This window comes from Salinivibrio sp. VGrn1, assembly GCF_009377995.1.
GTDB classification, from domain to species: domain Bacteria; phylum Pseudomonadota; class Gammaproteobacteria; order Enterobacterales; family Vibrionaceae; genus Salinivibrio; species Salinivibrio siamensis.
Map to the genome: position 1 here is coordinate 1 of NZ_SATA01000010.1, position 17,549 is coordinate 17,549.

A 17,549-nucleotide genomic window follows, 5' to 3' on the forward strand; every position below is an offset into this window, starting at 1 on the left:
ACATCGCCAGGCTTTGATTACAATTGATTAAAGCCAAGAGATATAAGTCTTTAGTCATACAGCATTGGTGCGGAGTGGTAGTTCAGTTGGTTAGAATACCGGCCTGTCACGCCGGGGGTCGCGGGTTCGAGTCCCGTCCACTCCGCCACTACTTAGAAACCCTAGCTGAGAAGCTGGGGTTTTTTTGTTATTGGCCAGGTTCGCCCTGCGGGCGAATGAGTCCCGCAGGATGGCCTGCCCGTTGTCCGCAACCCCGGCCCTCCGCCACTATTTAGAAACCCTAGCTGAAAAGCTGGGGTTTTTTGCGTTTAAGCCCCAGCATCATTGTGTTAGGGCTTTTTGTGTTTATCGCATGACATCGAGTAGGGCGTTGAGTAAAGGCTCTTTTGCGCGGGAAGCTTTACAACAAAGGCCCAGTTCGAGAGGTTGTACAATTTCTTGGCGTAATCGCTCAACCTTGTCTTTTACTGGGCTGTTATCAATCACTACATCGGGCGCGACACCAATACCACAGCCCAATGCCACCATACTGACAATCGCCTCATGGCCTGCTATTTGTGCGTAGACGTTTGGCTCGATACCTTTACTGGTCAACCATTGATCAGCGAGTTCGCGCGCTGTCCCTGCTTCGGGCAAGATTAATGGTGTGTGCTGCCAGTCAATGGCTTGTAGGTCAATGCCACTGCTGGCCATTGCCGGTGCGATAACCGACAAACTGACTGTATCAATCGGTTGAAACACCAAGCTGGATGACAAGCGTTTGGGTTTAGCAGCAATGGCAATGTCGGCGCTATTGTCTTGCACCTTCTCTTCTGCTTGGGCGGGATCGCCAGTCAGAAGCTGTAGCTCGATATTTGGGTATTGTTGACGAAACCGCGCGAGGAGCTCAGGTAAATGGCTATAGCTTGCAGTGACCGAACAAAAGAGCGTGAGCTTACCGCCGAGCAAAGAGGCATGTTCATTGATACTGGCTTTAGTCGTGTGCCAAAGCTGAAGAATATCGCGTGCGACGGGAAGCAGCGTTTTACCTGCTGGGGTGAGATCGACCGCTTTATTGGTGCGAATAAACAGCGGCTGACCGATATCTTCTTCAAGACGTTGGATGATTCGGCTCAAGGCTGAGGGGCTGACGTGCATCGCTTGTGCGGCCCGGGTGTAGCTTTTGGTGTCACAGAGATGGAGGAAGCCCGTGAGTTGCTTTGCATTCATGATTTTATTGTTGCTTTAATTGCAATGTTATATTGTGAATATATCACTTTAGGCAATATAGTGGTTAGGGTAGTATCAAAAAAACGCGGTGAAAACACACCCAATCACGGATTTGAATCAATGGAGCACCCCATGGCGAACTACTTTAATACCCTGAATTTGCGTCAACAATTGGAACAATTAGGCGTATGCCGGTTTATGGATCGTGACGAATTTGCCACCGAGGCCGAATTTCTCAAAGGTAAAAAAGTGGTGATTGTCGGCTGTGGTGCGCAAGGGCTCAACCAAGGCTTAAACATGCGCGACTCGGGTCTTGATGTGGCTTATGCACTGCGACAGGCTGCCATTGATGAAAAGCGCCCTTCTTATCAGAATGCGGCTGAGAATGGATTTGAAGTGGGTAGCTACCAAGATTTGATTCCACAGGCAGACTTGGTGATCAACCTTACACCAGATAAACAGCACTCCAACGTCGTCGAAACCGTGATGCCACTGATGAAAGAGGGCGCCGCGCTCGGTTACTCACATGGTTTTAATATTGTCGAAGTCGGTCAGCGTATCCGTGAAGACATTACTGTGGTTATGGTGGCGCCTAAGTGTCCGGGTACCGAGGTGCGTGAAGAATATAAACGCGGCTTTGGTGTGCCGACGCTGATCGCTGTCCATCCAGAAAATGATCCTAAAGGTGAAGGCTTTGAGATTGCGAAAGCGTGGGCAGCTGCAACCGGTGGCCACCGTGCTGGCGTACTTGCCTCTTCATTCGTGGCAGAAGTGAAATCCGATCTGATGGGAGAGCAAACTATCCTGTGTGGCATGCTGCAGGCAGGCTCGGTCGTTTGCTATGAGAAAATGATCGCAGAGGGCGTTGAGCCAGGTTATGCGGGTAAGCTTATTCAGTACGGCTGGGAAACCATTACGGAAGCGCTGAAGTTCGGGGGCATCACCCACATGATGGATCGCTTGTCCAACCCAGCGAAAATCAAAGCCTTTGAACTGTCGGAGTCGCTTAAAGAACTGATGCGTCCTCTATATAACAAACATATGGATGACATCATTTCTGGCCATTTCTCCGCGACCATGATGGCCGATTGGGAAAACGGCGATAAAGACTTGTTCACATGGCGTGAAGAAACGGCACAGACCGCGTTTGAAAACTATCCCGAGTCGGATGTAAGCATCAGTGAGCAAGAGTTCTTTGATAACGGTATTTTGATGGTTGCTATGGTGCGTGCAGGGGTCGAGCTTGCTTTTGAAGTTATGGTGTCATCCGGCATTATCGAAGAGTCAGCGTATTACGAGTCATTGCATGAATTGCCTTTGATTGCCAACACCATCGCGCGTAAGCGTCTTTATGAAATGAACGTGGTCATTTCCGATACGGCTGAGTACGGCAACTACTTATTTGCAAACGTCGCGACACCGCTGCTGCGCGAACACTTTATGCCAACAGTGGGGGCTGATGTGATTGGTAAAGGACTCGGAGAAGCCTCTAATCAGGTCGACAACGCCACCTTAATCGAGGTCAATGATCGTATCCGTAATCACCCGATTGAGTTTATCGGCGAGGAATTGCGCGGCTATATGACTGATATGAAACAAATTGCGCTCGACAAATAAAAACGCGGATCGTTTGAGATAACGCGGAAGAGAAGCCTGGCCTGAGGGTCAGGCTTTTTTATATCTGCGTGGGTTATTCTTGGTTATCTGTCGATTGACCCACTTTTGTTTCCATGGCATCCAGCTTGGCTTCGAGTTCGGTGAGCTTTTGACGGGTGCGCAGTAACACCTGGGTTTGTACATCAAACTCCTCACGGCTTACTACATCCAGCTTAGTCAGTTGGCCTTGGATGGCTTGGCGCACACGGCTTTCCATATCCGTGCCTAACTCTTTAACAGGCTGAGGCATGGCGTCGTGAATTTGCTTGGCCATTTGCTCAAGTTTTTTGGGGTCAAACATGGAATACTCCTTTATTAACTGTCTTTATTCTATGTAAATACGCACAGCTTGTCGAAAGGATGATAAAAGAAAAGGGCCCGAAGGCCCTTTGGGTTAGTGTGATGCGCGATAGTCTTCATCGAGCTTATCAAGTTCATCGTCTTCGACAAACACAGGCAGTGGTTTGTGCTTGCTGGCCAGGTAGGTGTAAATCACTGGCAGAACGAATAGCGTGAATAACGTACCGATAGCGAGACCCGCTACGATCACAATCCCGATGCTAAAGCGTTGCTCGGCGCCTGCGCCGGTGGCGAACATTAGTGGGATGAGGCCTGCAATCATCGCGGCAGTGGTCATTAAGATCGGACGCAGACGAATTTTGGCCGCTTCTTTTACCGCGTCCATTCGGCTGGCTTGATGATGCAGTTGCTGCTCTTTAGCCACCTCACAGATCAGAATACCGTGTTTGGTAATCAGACCTATCAAGGTTATCAACCCGACTTGTGAGTAGATGTTCATTGATGACAGCCCCCACGCGAGTGCAATTAAGGCACCACAAATCGCAAGTGGCACAGAGACCAAGATCACCAGTGGGTCGAGCAAGGATTCAAACTGAATCGCCAGTACCAGATAAATGATCGCTAAGGCAAACAAGAAGGTGGCATACAGCGCGCTGCCTTCTGTCACGTATTGGCGAGACTCACCGAGGTAATCGTGCTGATAGCCTTTAGGCAATTCTGCTGCCTTGCTTTCGAACCAATCCACCGCGGTACCCATGGTGACACCGGGCGCAGATACCGCACTGATGGTCGCAGCGTTTAGCTGATTAAAGTGCGGGAGTGAGCGAGGCTCCGCGGTGACTTCAATGTCAATCAGCGAGCCCAGCGGAATGGAATCGCCGTTGGCCGCACGAACATAGTAGCTCTCAATGGACTCAGGGTTGAGGCGATATTTACGCTCCACTTGCGGGATCACCTCATATGAGCGGCCATCAAAGTCGATACGGTTGACGTAGCCATCCGCCATCATGGTGCCAATGGTGGCGCCAATATCACGCATCGTCACGCCATATGAGCCAGCTTTGTCTTTATCAATGCTGATATTCATGGTGGCCGAATCAAAGTTAAGGTTCAGCTCCGAATAGACGAAGTTCGGACTAGATTGTACCTCGGACATAATTTCGGCGGTCACTTGATAGAGACTTTCGAAATTATTCGGGGTCGTCACCACAAATTGGATCGGCAAGCCGGAGGAGGCACCGGGCAGTTCTGGCATTTCAAAGGTGGTGACCTTCATACCCGGAATGTCTTTCACTTCGTCAGCCATGCGTTTTACCACTTCGGACTGACTGGCTTCCCGCTCACTCCAAGGCACCAGTGAGGCGATACCAAACGCTTGATTCGACTTCGGCACCCCAGAAAAGACCTGAGAAAAGGCCACTTCTGGTTGCTCGTCGAGCTTTTGGTTCACTTCCGCCATGCTGTTTTGGATGTAATCCAGGTTAGCCGTCGAGGGCGCCGTCCCCATCATGACTACCACGCCTTTATCTTCCGATGGTGCGAGTTCACTGGGGATAAAATTAAATAGCACGGGTAAAGAGGCAAAGACGATGACCGCAAAAGATACCACCACAGGACGGCGTTGCATCACCTTACTAAGAAGATGAGCATACTTGTCGGTCATTCCATCCAAGAAGCGATGAACGGCAAGCTCAAAGCGACTTGGCTTGGCGTTGGCTTTCAGCATGGTCGAACACATTACCGGTGAGAGTGTTAATGCGACAATCCCGGAGACAAACACAGCCCCAGCAAGCGTTAACGCAAACTCTTTAAACAGCGAGCCGGTGATCCCGCCCATCATGGCGATGGGGGCATACACCGCCGCCAATGTCAGTGTCATGGAGATAACCGGCACGGCAATTTCCCGTGTACCAATAATGGCCGCGCGGAAAGGGGACTCTCCCAGCTTGATATGGCGGTCGATGTTTTCCAATACCACGATCGCATCGTCGACCACCAAGCCGATAGCCAGCACCATCGCCAGCAGGGTCATCAAGTTCAGTGAGAAGCCAATCATTTCCATCACCAGCGCCACACCAATCAGGGATAGCGGAATGGTGATAATAGGGATAATTACCGCTCGGAATGAGCCCAAGAACAGGGTGATCACCACCAACACGATCAGTGCCGCTTCAATGATGGTTTTGATCACCTCATTGATGGACTCATTGATTGCATTAGATGAGTCATACAGCACATTCATCTCGATATTGCTTGGCATGTTGCGCTCAACTTCCGGCAACATATCCATGACGTCAGCGGCAATATTTATGGGGTTAGCCGACGGGGTGGCATTGATCGCGGCGACAACCGCCTCAGAGCCATTGGCCAGTGCACGTACCCGATCATGGCTTTTCTCGAGTGAGACCTTAGCGATGTCTCCGAGGCGTACGACACGACCATCTTGGGTATCCACCACCAAGTTACTCAGCTCTTCAGGGGTGGAGACCTGGGTATCGGCACTGCCGTTATAGATCATAAAGGTACCAATCGCCTGACCGGTGGCCGACTGGTAGTTGTTGGCATCAAGCACGGACATCACGTCGGTGGCCGCCAGCTTAAATGCCGCCATTTTCTCCGGATCGAGCCACACGCGAAGGCCATACTTCACACCGCCGTAAAGGTCGATTTTGGAAACGCCATCCACGGTAAACAGCTGAGGTTTGACCACGCGTTCGAGGTAGTCGGTGATCTGACTGGAGTCGAGCTCGGGTGAGGTAAAACCAACATACATCACCGCGGTGGTCGAACCGGTCGACATCGATACTGACGGATCTTCGGCTTCAGCGGGGAGCTGAGCACGCACCGAGTTTACCTTGGCGAGAATATCGGCCAAGGCGGCATTAGGGTCGGTATTAAGCTTCATATTGACCGTAATGGTCGAAGAACCAAGCACCGACTCTGAGGTCATAAAGTCAATATTATCAGCTTGGGCCACGGCTTGTTCGAGTGGCGTCGTAATGAAGCCCTGAATCAAGTCGGCGCTGGCGCCATAATAGCTGGTTGTGATGGTGACCACGGTATTGGTCATCTCCGGGTATTCCCTGACTTGCATCTTAAATAAAGATTGCAGGCCGAGCAGCGCAATCAGAATACTGATTGACGCGGCTAGCACGGGGCGCCGGATAAAAATATCAGTAAAGCGCATCACATCCTCGTCTTACAATTGAGGTAATTGTTCTGGTGGTGTGAGAGCGTCGTTTTCGACGATTTTCACTTTGGAGCCATTGCTTAATCGCACTTGGCCGGAGGTGACGACCTGATCGCCAGGTTGCAGACCTTCGATAATGCGTGCTTGATGGCCACGACGTTCACCGACTTTGAGCACTTGTTGGAACGCGCGTTTTTCCCCTTCTTCTTCGCGGATCACGTACACACTTTCCCCGTACAAGGTGAAATTAATCGCGGTTTGATCAATCACGATTTGCTCTTCAATGGTAGGTAGAACGATATCGGCACGGGCAAACATCCCTGAGCGCAACTGACCATCGTTATTCGGGATGTTCGCTTCCACCTTGATAAGACCACTCTGGCTGTTGACCGCAGGCTCAATGGCACTGATAGAGCCGATGAATTCCTTTTCAGGATACGCATCGACAGTAATGCGCAACGGCTGGCTCAGACGGATTTTAGAAATATCTGTTTGTGGCACGGTAAAGCGCAGCTTCATCACCGAGGTATCCTCGAGGCGAGCAATATCCGTACCTGGCTGCAAGTATTCACCTAAGAAAACATCACGCAGGCCAATCACACCATCGAAGGGTGCTTGGATATTACGACGGGCAATGGTGGCTTTCAGTGCGTTAATGTCAGCTTGTAGCGAACGATAATTGGCCTCGGCTTCATCCAGCGCTTCTTTAGAAATAGAGCCTTTAGCAAACAGTCCTTGGTAGCGTTTAAACTTGGCTTCCGCCGCCGGTAGGCGAGCTTGGGTGCTGGCTAAATTGGCTTTTTCAACGCTCGAGTCGAGCTCGACCAGGTTTTGCCCACGCTCAACGGTTTGGCCAGACTCAAAATTAATCACATCGACGACACCGGCAATTTGGGTGGTTAAGGTGATCCCTTGGTTAGGCTCAACAAAACCAATGGCGTCAAGCGTTGGTGTCCAAGGCTCAGCCTCAACCGTCACCGCGGTGACTGGGTGGGTGGGCTCTGGCATGTTTGCCATATACTCTGCAATCTTTTGCTGCTTGAACAGGTTAAAGCCAATCACACTGCCAAACAGCAGCAGTGCGAGGATAACCATAAAGAAAAACCATTTTTTCATCGAAGTAAGCTCCGAACGTCGTTAGTGAAGAGAAATTGCATCCCAGCAAGCGTGGATCGCATCTGCGATAGCATGACTGTCCAGGGTTATAACACCCCGAACCTGTTTGCGAGCTAAACAAAAAGCGGGTTCGAGTCCCAAGGTGATTAACACCTCATCATCAAGGGGCTTGAGCACGCCTTGTTGCTTACCTTCTTGAAAGACTTGATAAAGGTCGGAGAAGGCATCTCGCTCCCGCTGAGCGTGTAACTGGTCGTCCCGTGGCAGCGCATCAAACTGGTCTCGAGACAATAGCAGATGATCGCGTTGTAGCATCATAGTCCAAGTATTGCGCCATAAGCGTTCAAACTGACGTTTGAGTGTTGGTTCATCCTTGACCCCTTGCTGGATATTGGTCGCACACTGCATCATCAGGTGTGAAGACAGTTGGCGAAGCAAATCATCCTTGTCTTTGAAATAGCGATAAATGGTCCCTGCAGCGACGTGTGCTTGTGTCGCCACTTGTTGCATTGAGACTTTATCGAGCCCGACCGTCGCGATTAATTGCTCGGTCGCGGCAAAGATTTGCGTACGTTTGTCCATAGATAATGCACCAAGCAATGAATGAACGTTCATTCATTTTAGAGCGTTTTTCGCGCAGATGACAAGCATAAAGTGTAGCAAGCAAAATGCACTCTGCTGCGGTGAGATAGACATCAGTTGGATTCGCTCTACAATGCTCATTCAGCCACTGATGAGGTGTTGTCACCATGAAACTTAACCCCGCGCAATCCGATGCCGTACGACATATCTCTGGACCTTGCTTGGTCTTGGCAGGGGCCGGCTCGGGAAAAACACGTGTCATTACCCATAAAATTGCCTATTTGGTTCAGCAATGTGGCTATAAAGCGCGCCATATCGCTGCGGTAACCTTTACCAACAAAGCGGCACGCGAGATGAAAGAGCGGGTAGCACAAAGTTTAGGAAAGCAAGAGTCGCGTGGTTTGATGGTGTCGACCTTTCATACCTTGGGCCTCAATATCATTCGGCGAGAATATAAAACCTTGGGGCTCAAGGCAGGCTTTTCGCTGTTTGATGATCAAGACCAATTAGCTTTGTTAAAAGCCCTGACCGAACAAGAGTTGGATAACGATAAAGATTTGCTCCGTCAGTTAGTGCATACCATTTCCAACTGGAAAAATGCCATGTTGGGGCCGGATGAAGCACTGGCTCAGGCGCAAGGCGAGCGTGATCAACTGTTTGCCGCCTGTTACGCGCGCTACCAAAAACAAATGCGTGCGTATAACGCGCTGGATTTTGATGATCTCATTTTGATGCCGGTCGCGCTACTTAGCCAAAACCAAGCCGTACGCGAGCGGTGGCAAGCGCGCATTCGTTATTTATTGGTCGATGAGTATCAAGATACCAACACCAGCCAATATCAGTTAGTGAAGCTGCTAGTGGGTGAGCGTGCACGTTTCACGGTGGTCGGGGATGACGATCAGTCAATTTACTCGTGGCGAGGGGCTCAGCCGAAAAATCTGGTGTATCTTCAGCAAGACTTTCCGCGTTTGCACGTGGTGAAGTTGGAGCAAAATTACCGCTCAACCAGTCGCATCCTCCGCGCGGCCAACATCTTGATTGCCAATAATCCCCATGTATTCGAAAAGACCTTATTTTCTGCTTTACCTGATGGCGACATGCTCAAAGTATTGACGGCCAATAATGAAGAACATGAGGCGGAGCGCGTGGTCGGCGAGCTGATAGGCCATCGTTTTCTCGGACGTACCCAATACAAAGATTACGCCATCCTTTATCGCGGAAACCACCAATCGCGTTTAATCGAAAAAGCGCTGATGCAAAACCGCATTCCTTACAAGATCTCGGGTGGGACGTCGTTTTTCTCACGTGCAGAAATCAAAGATATCATGGCCTATCTGCGCCTGCTCACGAACCCCGATGATGACAACGCGTTCTTGCGAGTCGTTAACACGCCACGACGTGAGATTGGCCCTGTGACGTTAGAGAAACTCGGCAGTTATGCCAACCAACGCGGAAAGAGCTTGTTTGCGGCAAGCTTCGAGCTCGGGCTAAGTCAACATTTATCGGGACGTGGTTTGGCGTCGCTACAAGCGTTTACCCGCTGGGTGGTAGAATTATCCGATCAAGCCGAGCGAGGCGATACCGTGGCGGCGGTGAGGGCGCTTTTGCGTGACATTCACTACGAAGAGTGGCTGTACGAAACGTCTTCAAGCCCTAAAGTGGCTGAAATGCGGATGAAAAACGTCTCACAGCTTTATAGTTGGATTGTCGCCGACTTAGAAGGTGATAACCCCGATCAGGTCGAACGCAGCTTAAGAGAGGTGGTTCAGCGCCTTACACTACGTGACATGATGGAGCGGGGGGAAGACGATGATGACGCAGACCAAGTCCAGTTGATGACCTTGCATGCCTCCAAAGGGCTCGAATTTCCTTATGTCTACCTGATTGGCATGGAAGAAGGTTTATTGCCGCATCAGTCGAGCATTGATGAAGACAATATCGATGAAGAGCGGCGTTTGGCTTATGTCGGACTGACTCGTGCGCAAAAGGCGCTGACCTTTGTAGTGTGTCGAGAACGGCGTCAATTTGGTGAAGTGATTAAACCTCAGCAAAGCCGCTTCCTGGAAGAGCTTCCTTTTGACGATGTGGAGTGGGAGTCGCAAAGAAAGCCTGTTTCACAAGAAGAGCGGATGGAGAAAGGGCAAGCCGCAATCGCCAACCTAAAAGCCATGCTGGATAAAAACAAATAACGCCGCAAGGGCGGCGTTATTGTCACACTGGCTGCGCGGCGGTATTAAAGTGCGTCGAGCATGTGCTCGATGGCCGCCACAATCTCATCATCCGAGCAATCCATACACGTCCCTTTGGCAGGCATCGCATTAAAGCCGTTGATAGCGTGCGTGGTCAGCGTTTCCATGCCTTTATCGACACGTGGCCCCCAAGCGGCGGCATCGCCTGTTTTGGGCGCGCCGGCTGCGCCTGTGCCGTGACACGCGGTGCAGTAGGTGTTGTAGACCTGCTCGCCGCTGCGTGGGCCACTCGGCTCTGCGGCGGCGGTTTGCGTTGGCGCTTCGCCGTCAATATACACATCACCAACCGGGGCAATGCGTTCAGCAATAGCGGCTTTTTCTTGCTCAGACACTTCTAGCGCTTGCGCAGCAGAAGCAAATAACAGGGCCGCCACGGTGGCAACCATAATTTGACCTAGACTTTTTCCCTTTGCGCTCACAATGACACTCCCACATTACTGGTGGCTTAACGCCTTTTTTATCTTATTTGCCGCCAACCTAAGGGGGTGAATCAATCAAGGGTGATTCGGTTGCGGCCTGTCAGTCTCGTCTTAACGGATTTGCCAACGTTGCTGGGTTAACTCCGTGTAAAGATTAGGTGATTATAGCGCTTTAGATTGTTACGTTAAACCGTTATAGTAGAGACCTTACTGACGATTTCTACGCAATTTGTTGAAAAAGAGACCAGTCAGTAAAAAAATTAAAAAAAGTGCTAGACGGCTGGTGGTGATATCCGTAATATTCGTCACCGCCAACGGGGCAAGCGCCCGTAGCTCAGTTGGATAGAGTGTTGGCCTCCGAAGCCAAAGGTCACAGGTTCAAATCCTGTCGGGCGCGCCATTCCGGGGATAAAGGAAATTGGCAAAAAATCAGTGGTGGCTGTAGCTCAGTTGGTAGAGCCCTGGATTGTGATTCCAGTTGTCGCGGGTTCAAGTCCCGTCAGCCACCCCATTATTTTCGCTCACAGCGAATATGTCGGTGAATAGCGCAGTTTGGTAGCGCATCTGGTTTGGGACCAGAGGGTCGGGGGTTCGAATCCCTCTTCACCGACCACTATTACAAACCCTAGCCTAACGGCTGGGGTTTTTTTGTTTATGCCTGTTCGTTGGAGATCGAGGGTCGGGGGCCGGAAGCCGCCCCATCGAATCCCTCTTCACCGACCACTATTACAAACCCTAGCCTAATGGCTGGTTTTTTTCGTTTGGCCCCTATGAACATGTCTTCCCCCCTTCAAGCTTCCCTGTTATGGGACTGCTTTATATCGATTTGCGAGTACGTGTTGGTGATTCTTTTCTCTACGTGGCGACGTTGAGAGAGGATAAAATGCAGAAATTAGAACTCTATCAAGATTCTGATAGATAAAAAGTCACCAATCAGCAATAAAAACCACACCTTTTGATGTGACTGCTATACCTATCATTGTGTGGTTCAAAAAACTGCCTTTCATTTATTAAGTAATCAATTAACTCGACAAATGCGTTTTTTTTGGTGCTTATCGCTGTCATTGTTTACACGCTGTTAAATAACTTTGCTTTATTCTATGCGCGATTTGCTTTAAAACAGGGGAAAGCGTAATACCTTATATCTTTATGATATGAAGTGTATTTTTTGTTTGACGCTTGGGTACACAATCGTAGCCAAGTGAATGAATATTCGAGCCGACTGTGTCATTATGGCATTTTCTGCTGTGATGTTGATTTTTTGTGAAATGTTTGCCAGATTAAATCCGCATCTCTCCGAGGCAAGATCATATCACCTTGTTTTGGTAAGGAAGTCGATCGTCACCTAAGACGATATCAAGGATGAAAAATGTCACTGCTAGAAGTAAATAATCTACGAATAGAGTACCCGTCTCGCCATGGCGTTCACGCCGCCGTGACGTCATTGTCATTAACGATTGAGCGCGGTGAGATTGTTGGCGTGGTGGGTGAGTCTGGGGCGGGCAAGTCAACGGTGGGTAATGCCGTGATTGATTTGCTCAGTCCGCCGGGTCGCATTGCCAGTGGCGATGTGTATCTGGACGGTAAAAAAATCTCCGGGCTAACCCCCAACGAAATGCGCAAAGTGCGCGGTGATAAAATTGGGTTTATCTTTCAAGACCCGATGACCTCCCTGAATCCGCTGTTTACGGTCGAGCAGCAGCTTACCGAAACCATTTTGACCAACTTGAATGTGACGCAGCAACAGGCCTATCAGCGCGCGCTTAATTTAATGGAGCAGGTGGGGATCCCTGAGCCAGAGCTGCGCATCAAACAATACCCCCATCAGTTTTCCGGCGGGATGCGTCAGCGCGTGGTGATTGCGGTTGCGCTGGCCGGGGAGCCGGATCTCATCATTGCCGATGAGCCGACCACGGCGTTGGATGTGTCCATCCAAGATCAAATCCTTAACCTCATCCGCGACTTATGCCAAAAGAAAAATGTTGGCTGTATGCTGGTCACCCATGATATGGGCGTGGTCGCCAATGTGACCGACCGTGTCGCGGTGATGTATCGTGGTGATTTGGTGGAGCTGGGCACCACCCAGCAAGTGTTAGGTGAGCCTCAGCATCCTTACACGCAAAGTCTCATTTCAGCGGTGCCACGCTCTGATATCAAGCTGGACCGCTTTCCGCTGGTCAATTATATCGAGGAAGCCGGTGAGACCCTTGAGCTTGATGTCAAGAATCACTGGCTGGGGCAAAGCCAAGATCAGCGCGCTTATAGCGGTCCGCTACTGCAGGTGAAAGATGTGTCCTTGCGCTTTATTACTAAGGATTCTCTCTTTGCGAGCCGCCGCGAATACGTCCAAGCCTCTGATCATGTCAGCTTTGACGTGGTTGAGGGGGAAACCTTTGGTCTTGTCGGTGAGTCGGGCTCAGGAAAGTCGACCATTGCGCGCGCGATCACCGGGCTTTATCCGCCCAACACGGGGCAAATCATTTTTGAAGATATCGATCTGACCGCGATTAAAAACGAACGCGCCCGACGTCCTATCCGTCGCCAAATGCAAATGGTGTTTCAAAACCCGTATTCATCCATGAACCCACGGATGAAGATTTACGACATTATCGCTGAGCCCATTCGTTTTCACCGTTTGGCCGAAAGCGAGTCTCAAATCCGCCAAATCGTCGGCGACTTGCTTGATCACGTTGGCCTGGGTCGCGGCGCAGGGATTAAATATCCGCACGAGTTCTCTGGGGGGCAACGCCAGCGTATTTCGATTGCTCGCGCATTGGCGACGCGTCCGCGTTTACTGATTTGCGATGAGCCGACATCCGCGTTGGATGTGTCAGTACAGGCGCAAATTTTGAACCTGCTCAAAGATCTGCAGGACGAGCTCAATCTCACCATGTTGTTTATCAGTCACGATTTGCCGGTGATTCGCCAAATGTGTGACCGCATTGGTGTGATGCGCAAAGGCCAGCTGTTAGAAGTGGCACCGACAGAGCAACTGTTTACTAACCCACAACACGAATATAGCCGTCAGCTTATCTCATTGATGCCAGAGTTTAAGGGAATGAGCACGGAAGGTTTGCAACCGGCATAGCACGCTATGTCGACGCGGCATTGCGCCGCACCTCATCCATGATGCAAACACAGCAGGGGGCAACCCCTACGCATAAAGGAGCTATGCAATGAAAACAATGAAGAGCAAGATTGCCGTGGCGCTTATGGCCGCCGGCCTGAGCGTTAGTGCCGCGGCTGCAGATATCACCGTCGCGTATGATGCGGATCCGGTTTCTCTGGACCCTCATGAGCAGCTTTCCGGTGGTACGCTACAGCTATCACACATGGTCTTCGACCCCTTGGTCCGCTTTACCCAAGAGATGGACTTTGAGCCTCGCCTCGCCACGTCTTGGGAGCGTATCGATAATGAAACCGTGCGTTTCAATCTTCGCGAAGGCGTGACGTTCCATTCCGGAAACGCGTTTACTGCCGACGATGTGGTGTGGACCTTTGATCGTTTGAAATCATCCCCCGACTTTAAAGGGATTTTCACCCCAATCGTTGATATCAAAAAAGTCGACGAGCACACGGTGGATGTGGTGACGGACGGTACCTACCCGCTGGTAGAAAACGTCATGACCTACGTGTTCCCGATGGACAGCAAGTTCTACAGTGGTGAGACAGAAGACGGCCGTGATAAATCTGAGCTGAAGAAAAATGGCTCAACCTATGCGTCGACACACCTGTCAGGCACCGGGCCGTATGTGGTTGACGAACGTGAACAAGGCGTGGTTGTCGAGTTTGACCGTAATGAGAATTACTGGGACAAAGACAGCGAAGGCAATGTGGATAACATCACGCTGCGTCCGATCAAAGAAGATGCCACCCGCGTCGCGGCGCTGCTGTCTGGTGATGTCGACATGATTGCGCCTGTTTCTCCTAACGACTATCGCCGTATCGAACGTGCCGACGAGCTGCAATTGGTGACCATGCCAGGGACGCGGGTCATCACCTTCCAAATGAACCAGAGTGTGGTGGATGAGTTTAAAGATCCACGTGTTCGCCAAGCGGTGGCTTATGCGGTCAACAACGAAGGTATCGCGCAGAAGATCATGAAAGGGGCGGCCACGCCCGCGAGCCAGCAAAGCCCAGTCGGGTATGCAGGCTATAATCCTGATCTCGAGCCACGTTATGACCTGGCGAAAGCGAAAAAACTGATGGAAGAGGCCGGTTACCCAGATGGTTTCTCAATCACCATGATTGCCCCTAACAACCGTTACGTGAACGATGAAAAAATCGCTCAAGCGGTGGCGGCAATGATGGCGAAAATTGGTATCAAGGTTGACTTGCAAACCATGCCAAAAGCGCAGTACTGGCCTGAGTTTGATAAGTGCGAAGCGGGCATGCAGATGATCGGTTGGCACCCAGATACAGAAGATTCTGCCAACTTCACCGAGTTCCTCACCATGACACGTGATGCGGACACCGGTAAGGGTCAGTATAACTGTGGCCACTACTCGAACAGCGAAGTGGATAAGCTGGTGATGGAAGCCAACTCAGAAACGGATCTGGAAAAGCGTAGTGCGATGCTGCAAAAGGTCGAGAAGATCCTGTATGACGAAGCGGCCTTCTTACCTCTGCACTGGCAAGATCCATCATGGGCAGCCAAAAATAACGTTAACATCGAGCCGATCGTTAACGGTATGAACTTCCCTTACTTCGGCGATCTAGTGGTCGAGTAATGGACTAAAACAGGGCCCCAACCGCTGGGGCCCTGATTATCCAATCGCTTAGAGGCACACATGGTAACGTTTTTAGTCAAACGTCTGGTACAGGCACTGATTGTGATGTTTGTCATCAGTCTGGTGGCGTTTGCTATCCAAGACAACCTCGGCGACCCCTTGCGGGAGCTGGTGGGGCAATCAGTATCAGAAGCGGAGCGTGATGCGCTGCGTGATGAAATGGGGCTTAACGATCCCTTCTTAACCAAATATACCCGCTTTGTAGGCAAGGCCCTACAAGGGGATTTAGGCAATTCTTATTTCTTTAAGCGTCCAGTCGTGGACGTCATTTTAGATAAATTGGTGGCAACGCTAGAACTCGTGGCGGGGGCGGCACTGATCATTGTCGTGGTGTCGATACCACTCGGGGTGTACTCGGCGATTCACCCCAATAGCATGCTCACCAAGATAATCATGGGCTTTAGTATCGTGGGTATCTCGATACCTGTCTTCTTGACCGCGATTATGCTCATGTATGTCTTCTCGATTGAGTTGGGCTGGCTGCCTTCTTATGGGCGTGGAGAAACGGCCAATTGGCTTGGCTGGGAGTCCGGCTTTTTCACCCTGGATGGCTTAGCGCATTTGGTGCTGCCCTCCGTGTCGCTGGCATCCATCATGCTACCTTTGTTCATTCGCTTGGTGCGCTCTGAAATGCTGGAAGCCTTGGGAACCGAGTATGTGAAATTTGCACGTGCTAAAGGGTTGCCCGAAAACAAGGTTTATTATCAGCATGCGCTGAAGAACACCATGCTGCCGGTGGTAACGGTTGGTGGTGTGCAAATCGGTACCATGATTGCGTATACCATTTTGACCGAGACCGTCTTTCAGTGGCCGGGGACGGGCTTTTTGTTCCTTGAAGCGATTAACCGTGTAGATACACCGTTGATTACCGCTTACGTGATTTTCGTCGGGCTGATTTTTGTGGTGACCAACACCATTGTCGATCTGCTGTATGGCTTGATTAACCCAACGGTTAACTTAACCGGCAAGGAGGCGTAAGCGATGACACAAGCGAATACAACACCAAGTCGTTGGCAGCGCTTCTTGGACTCTGACTTCTTCTACCACTTTAAGCGTGACAAGGTGGCGATCGCTAGCTTCACCATTTTCATGGTGTTCTTATTGCTCGCGATCTTTGCGCCCTTAGTGTCCCCAACCAATCCCTATGATTTAATGGCGATTGATATTATGGACTCTGAGCTCCCCCCTGTCTGGATGGAGTGGAGCGATCCGCGCTTTTTGCTCGGCACGGATAACCAAGGGCGAGATATTTTGTCGACCATTATTTATGGTTTACGGATCTCTTTGACCATAGGTTTGTGTGCCGTCGGCCTGCAGTTGATTCTGGGGACGGTGATTGGTCTGAGTGCCGGCTATTTTGGTGGCCGCATTGATAGCTTTTTTATGCGTATCGCCGATATCCAGCTGTCTTTCTCGACCATGATGGTCGCTATTATTGTCTCAGCGATTTTTAAAGCCAGCTTTGGCAGTGAGTTTTATAGCCAATACGCGATTTTAATGCTGGTGGTGATTATCGGGATTGCCGAGTGGCCACAGTATGCGCGGACCATTCGTGCCTCTGTCCTGGCAGAAAAGAAAAAAGAATATGTGGAAGCAGCGCGAGTGATGGGTTTCCGCTCGCCACGGATCATGTTCCGTCATATTCTTCCCAACTGCTTGTCGCCCATCTTGGTGATTTCAACCGTGCAGGTTGCCAATGCGATTATGTCTGAGGCGGCACTGTCTTTCTTGGGGCTGGGGATGCCTGTCGATCAGCCATCACTGGGCTCATTGATCAGTATCGGTTTTAATTATATTTTCTCCGGCGCGTGGTGGATAACCGCCTTCCCAGGTATTGTGCTGGTCTTACTGGTGCTAGTGATCAATTTGCTCGGCGATTGGCTACGAGATGTTTTCAATCCCAAAATCTACAAAGGGTAAGGAAAATGGCTGCGTTCGCAGCCATTTTTTTTGATGGCTGTCTGACAGCTTGGTGATCCCTTGCTTGAGTCAATGTGTGACTTTGCTTAAGCTGAGCAGATTAGGTTATCAAGGGAGC

13 protein-coding genes and 4 tRNA genes are annotated in these 17,549 nt (G+C 50.5%); 11 read left to right on the plus strand and 6 right to left on the minus strand.

Translation table 11 applies throughout. From position 1 onward, the window contains the following. The first annotated feature begins 71 nt into the window (after positions 1 to 71). Positions 72 to 148, plus strand: a tRNA-Asp gene (locus EHW56_RS13100). 197 nt (positions 149 to 345) lie between these two features. Here EHW56_RS13100 and ilvY read toward each other — a convergent pair. Continuing rightward, a complete protein-coding gene (gene ilvY, locus EHW56_RS13105; RefSeq protein WP_069590338.1) occupies positions 346 to 1,209 on the minus strand; it encodes an HTH-type transcriptional activator IlvY in 864 nt (287 codons plus the stop codon). Positions 1,210 to 1,341: 132 nt separating this feature from the next. Here ilvY and ilvC point away from each other — a divergent pair, with 132 nt between their 5' ends. After that, complete coding sequence (gene ilvC / locus EHW56_RS13110; RefSeq protein ID WP_152797038.1) at positions 1,342 to 2,826, plus strand: ketol-acid reductoisomerase; 1,485 nt, start codon at positions 1,342 to 1,344, stop codon at positions 2,824 to 2,826. A gap of 73 nt (positions 2,827 to 2,899) precedes the next feature. On the opposite strand, the gene EHW56_RS13115 is transcribed toward ilvC, so the two are convergent. The 4 genes from EHW56_RS13115 to EHW56_RS13130 form a co-directional block, all read right to left on the minus strand. Continuing rightward, positions 2,900 to 3,166, minus strand: a complete 267-nt coding sequence (locus EHW56_RS13115; protein ID WP_077579525.1) for an accessory factor UbiK family protein — start codon at positions 3,164 to 3,166, stop codon at positions 2,900 to 2,902. Positions 3,167 to 3,259: 93 nt separating this feature from the next. Further along, positions 3,260 to 6,352: a multidrug efflux RND transporter permease subunit gene (locus EHW56_RS13120; protein ID WP_046074486.1), complete on the minus strand. Its 3,093-nt coding sequence runs from the start codon at positions 6,350 to 6,352 to the stop codon at positions 3,260 to 3,262. Positions 6,353 to 6,364: 12 nt separating this feature from the next. Continuing rightward, positions 6,365 to 7,471 (minus strand): efflux RND transporter periplasmic adaptor subunit, encoded by a 1,107-nt coding sequence (locus EHW56_RS13125; protein ID WP_046074485.1) that lies wholly within the window; start codon positions 7,469 to 7,471, stop codon positions 6,365 to 6,367. Between the two features lie 21 nt (positions 7,472 to 7,492). Further along, positions 7,493 to 8,053, minus strand: a complete 561-nt coding sequence (locus EHW56_RS13130; protein ID WP_227486555.1) for a TetR/AcrR family transcriptional regulator — start codon at positions 8,051 to 8,053, stop codon at positions 7,493 to 7,495. Between the two features lie 167 nt (positions 8,054 to 8,220). Here EHW56_RS13130 and rep point away from each other — a divergent pair, with 167 nt between their 5' ends. Continuing rightward, positions 8,221 to 10,242: a DNA helicase Rep gene (rep, locus tag EHW56_RS13135; RefSeq protein WP_046074483.1), complete on the plus strand. Its 2,022-nt coding sequence runs from the start codon at positions 8,221 to 8,223 to the stop codon at positions 10,240 to 10,242. 44 nt (positions 10,243 to 10,286) lie between these two features. Here the strand turns inward: rep and EHW56_RS13140 are convergent, their stop codons facing one another. Next, positions 10,287 to 10,580 (minus strand): cytochrome c5 family protein, encoded by a 294-nt coding sequence (locus tag EHW56_RS13140; protein ID WP_369795698.1) that lies wholly within the window; start codon positions 10,578 to 10,580, stop codon positions 10,287 to 10,289. Between EHW56_RS13140 and EHW56_RS15715 the strand changes: the two genes are divergently transcribed. The 8 genes from EHW56_RS15715 (at position 10,551) to EHW56_RS13175 (ending at position 17,431) form a co-directional block, all read left to right on the plus strand. Further along, a complete protein-coding gene (locus EHW56_RS15715) occupies positions 10,551 to 10,640 on the plus strand; it encodes a hypothetical protein (RefSeq protein ID WP_369795697.1) in 90 nt (29 codons plus the stop codon). The genes EHW56_RS13140 and EHW56_RS15715 overlap by 30 nt on opposite strands. Before the next feature lie 404 nt (positions 10,641 to 11,044). Further along, a tRNA-Arg gene (locus tag EHW56_RS13145) sits at positions 11,045 to 11,121 on the plus strand. 35 nt (positions 11,122 to 11,156) lie between these two features. Then, positions 11,157 to 11,232 (plus strand) — tRNA-His (locus EHW56_RS13150). 25 nt (positions 11,233 to 11,257) lie between these two features. Next, positions 11,258 to 11,334: transfer RNA gene (locus EHW56_RS13155), tRNA-Pro, on the plus strand. A 756-nt stretch (positions 11,335 to 12,090) separates the two neighbouring features. Continuing rightward, positions 12,091 to 13,809 carry an ABC transporter ATP-binding protein gene (locus tag EHW56_RS13160; RefSeq protein ID WP_046074481.1) on the plus strand — a complete coding sequence of 573 codons (1,719 nt, stop codon included), beginning with the start codon at positions 12,091 to 12,093 and terminating at the stop codon, positions 13,807 to 13,809. Positions 13,810 to 13,897: 88 nt separating this feature from the next. After that, complete coding sequence (locus EHW56_RS13165) at positions 13,898 to 15,451, plus strand: ABC transporter substrate-binding protein (protein WP_046074480.1); 1,554 nt, start codon at positions 13,898 to 13,900, stop codon at positions 15,449 to 15,451. A 60-nt stretch (positions 15,452 to 15,511) separates the two neighbouring features. Further along, positions 15,512 to 16,489 carry an ABC transporter permease gene (locus EHW56_RS13170; RefSeq protein ID WP_046074479.1) on the plus strand — a complete coding sequence of 326 codons (978 nt, stop codon included), beginning with the start codon at positions 15,512 to 15,514 and terminating at the stop codon, positions 16,487 to 16,489. A 3-nt stretch (positions 16,490 to 16,492) separates the two neighbouring features. Further along, positions 16,493 to 17,431: an ABC transporter permease gene (locus tag EHW56_RS13175; protein ID WP_152797032.1), complete on the plus strand. Its 939-nt coding sequence runs from the start codon at positions 16,493 to 16,495 to the stop codon at positions 17,429 to 17,431. Positions 17,432 to 17,549 lie beyond the last annotated feature (118 nt).